This is a genomic window from Roseinatronobacter ekhonensis, from assembly GCF_900499075.1.
In the GTDB taxonomy this organism is placed as follows: Bacteria; Pseudomonadota; Alphaproteobacteria; order Rhodobacterales; family Rhodobacteraceae; genus Roseinatronobacter; species Roseinatronobacter ekhonensis.
On sequence record NZ_UIHC01000125.1, the window covers coordinates 1 to 2,700 of the forward strand.

Sequence of the window (2,700 nt, forward strand, 5' to 3'; positions counted from 1 at the left end):
GAGCGCTGGCAGGCGGACACTGGCAAGGACGCGATCCTCGACGGCGACGGCCGGACTTTTGCCGAGGTGAAGTCGGAGCGGCTTGGCGACAAGGCAGACGCTGCCGCCTGATGGCCGTCTACTACAATGATACCGATCCCGCCGCCTGTGCCTGGCTGCGGGAACTGATCGCGGCCGGGCTCCTGCCCGCGGGCGAGGTGGACGCACGCTCCATCCTCGACGTCACGCCGTCGGACCTGCGGGGCTTTAAGCAATGCCATTTCTTCGCCGGGATCGGCGGCTGGCCCTACGCACTGCGCCTCGCCGGCGTGGCCGAGGATCTGTCCGTCTGGACTGGCTCGCCGCCCTGCCAGCCATTCAGCCAGGCCGGGCAGCGCAAGGGACAGGACGATGACCGCCATCTCGCCCCGGCCTTCCTGCGGCTCGTCGCAGCCTGCCGCCCGGAGTTCGTCTTCGGCGAGCAGGTCGCGAGCGCGGCAGTGCTCGGACCAGTTGGCAGCGCGACTCGCACAGCGGCTGAGGGCCCGGCTGGCTGGGCGTGGTTCGACGCTCTGGCTTCTGACCTGGAAGCGGCATCTTACACCGTCGCGGCGGCCGATCTGCCGGCTGCGGGCATCGGCGCTCCGCACATCCGCCAGCGGCTGTTCTTCGGCGCCGCCGCCCTGGAGCCGGGCGGGCTGGGCAACGGCCTCAGCGCGGGATCACAAGGACGGATCGGAATGCCGGGCGGTGCCGATCAACGCGCTACTCGGCCGGCAGGTCTGGCTGGCGGGCTGGCCGACGGCGATGGCGGGCTCGCCCGCGACGGCAGCGTACAACGCGGCGGGCAACACGGATGCGAGCCGCAGGACGGTAAAGCTGGTCGACTGGTCGAAGGTGACGACCCCACCGGCGCCGATGCGACGGACGGCGTCTGGCGAGATCCGGACTGGCTCCTCTGCCGCGATGGCCGCTGGCGGCCCGTTGAGCCCGGAACATTCCCGCTGGTTGATAGGATATCCGGTCGCATGGGGCTGCTGCGGGGCTACGGCAATGCGATCGTGCCGCCGCTCGCGGCGGAGTTCGTGACGGCGTTTCTGGAGAGCCTGCCGGAGGGGCTGTGATGAAGCAGAGCCGGATCATGTCGATGGTCGAGGCCGCGACGAACGTCGTCGTCGGCTACGTGCTGGCCATCGCCACGCAGATCGTCGTGTTCCCATTGTTCGGGATCGAGACCGGTCTCGCCGAGCACATGACCATCGGCCTCGCCTTCGTCGGCGTCTCGCTGGCGCGCGGCTATCTTCTGCGCCGGCTGTTCGAATTTTGGCGGTGACGCCGCGCGTCACTCTTCGGAGGCGACTTCCGAGACGTATGCACCGCCCGCATTCCACGAACCTTCATCGAGGGTCCAGACGGCGTTTTCCATGTCGGCCAGAACCTTGAAGGCGGCGACTTGCGCCGCCTCAGGGGATAGTGCTTCGACGGACACGAAGGTGCTTTCGGTGACGTCGCGGGTGATCTTGACCCTGAAGCGCGGCATCAGTCCGCGTCCTGAATGCGATAGCAGCGCCCACGACCCTCGACCTTCTCCGAGGTGATGGTCAGGCCGAGCTTCTTTTTCAGTGCGCCGGACATGGCGCCCCTAGCGGTGTGAGCCTGCCAGTCGAGTGCCGCCACGATCTCGTCGATGGTGGCTCCGCCCTCGGCGCGGAGCATCTCGATCAGCTTCGCCTGCTTCGTGCCCGCGCGCGGTGTGCGCGCCTTGGCCGCGGGGTCGCCCTCGGCGGGAGCGTCCTTCGGGGCCTCCGCGCTCGGCGCCGCGTCGGCGCCCGTGTTCGCTCTGTCGCCGCCTTCCGGCTCGATCCCGATGGCGGCGAGGCCCGCATCTGCGATGTGCAGGAGGATGGCGCGGCCGTCCGTGTCGTTGCGCCAGATGCGGTTGAGGGCGGCATCGGCCTTGGTCCGGCTGTCGGTCGTGGTCTCGGCGATCAGCCCGCGGGAGAGGAGCGCGCCGACCACCTTGGCGGCCGCGCCGCCGCGGAGCGAGCCGGGAAGCGGCAGGACGTTGCGGTCCTCGCGCTGCGCGGCGGCGCTGAGGATCACGAGCTGGGTATCGGAAAGCTTGGTCATGGGGTCGTCTCCTTGGTCGGGGCCGCGACCGTCGCGACCCTCCTACGACCCCGAGCCGCGCCTTGGCGCGGCAGGAGTTCCGGCGGGGCCGGAGGTCAGATCAGCCCGAGGTCTCGCAGGAGCGTGGCGGCGTCGGGCAGCCGATCCGTCGCCACGTCGATGGCGATGGTCATGCTGTCGGCGGTAAGGCGGGCCGAAATGTCCGCTTCCTCGCGGAGGGCGTCCCCGATCTCCTCGAGAACGGCGGGGATGCGGCTGGCATCCCAAGGCTCGTTCAGGCCGCGGATGGCGATGCGGATGGTGCTGGTTTCCATGGTGCTTACTCCGCGTGCTCGCCCTCGCCGAAGGCGCTGTCGGTGATGCGCTTGAGGAGGCTGGCGTAGTGGTCAAGGGTGCCGACCATCGCCCAGCCCACCTCGTCGGGGTGGCAGTTGAAATGGTCGTCGCTCAGCGCCTGTAGCCGGGCGAGCATCTCGTCGATCTCGGCTTTCTTGCCGATGAAGGCGTTCAGCGCGGCTTCTTTGTTGCGGCGCGCCTTCTCGGCGCGGAGCTGGTGGCGGGGCGTGGTGATTGGGTTCAGGCGCGTGGTCA

Annotated in this window: 6 protein-coding genes; 2 read left to right on the plus strand and 4 right to left on the minus strand. The window is 69.3% G+C overall.

From position 1 onward, the window contains the following. The first annotated feature begins 110 nt into the window (after positions 1 to 110). Entirely contained in the window at positions 111 to 1,103 is a 993-nt protein-coding gene (locus tag ROE7235_RS19215; protein WP_121097588.1) for a DNA cytosine methyltransferase, read from the plus strand. After that, the gene (locus ROE7235_RS19220; protein ID WP_050663599.1) at positions 1,103 to 1,312 is read left to right on the plus strand and encodes a DUF7220 family protein; all 210 of its coding nucleotides are present in this window, start codon (positions 1,103 to 1,105) and stop codon (positions 1,310 to 1,312) included. Before ROE7235_RS19215 ends, ROE7235_RS19220 begins: the two co-directional genes overlap by 1 nt. Before the next feature lie 9 nt (positions 1,313 to 1,321). Here ROE7235_RS19220 and ROE7235_RS19225 read toward each other — a convergent pair whose 3' ends face one another. The 4 genes from ROE7235_RS19225 to ROE7235_RS19240 form a co-directional block, all read right to left on the minus strand. Continuing rightward, positions 1,322 to 1,519, minus strand: a complete 198-nt coding sequence (locus ROE7235_RS19225; RefSeq protein ID WP_050663600.1) for a hypothetical protein — start codon at positions 1,517 to 1,519, stop codon at positions 1,322 to 1,324. After that, the gene (locus ROE7235_RS19230; protein WP_050663601.1) at positions 1,519 to 2,109 is read right to left on the minus strand and encodes a DUF3489 domain-containing protein; all 591 of its coding nucleotides are present in this window, start codon (positions 2,107 to 2,109) and stop codon (positions 1,519 to 1,521) included. Before ROE7235_RS19230 ends, ROE7235_RS19225 begins: the two co-directional genes overlap by 1 nt. Positions 2,110 to 2,204: 95 nt before the next feature. Then, on the minus strand, positions 2,205 to 2,423 hold the full coding sequence (locus ROE7235_RS19235; protein WP_050663602.1) for a hypothetical protein: 219 nt from the start codon (positions 2,421 to 2,423) through the stop codon (positions 2,205 to 2,207). A gap of 5 nt (positions 2,424 to 2,428) precedes the next feature. Beyond that, the coding region (locus ROE7235_RS19240) for a hypothetical protein (protein ID WP_245964043.1) at positions 2,429 to 2,700 on the minus strand (272 nt) is incomplete at its 5' end.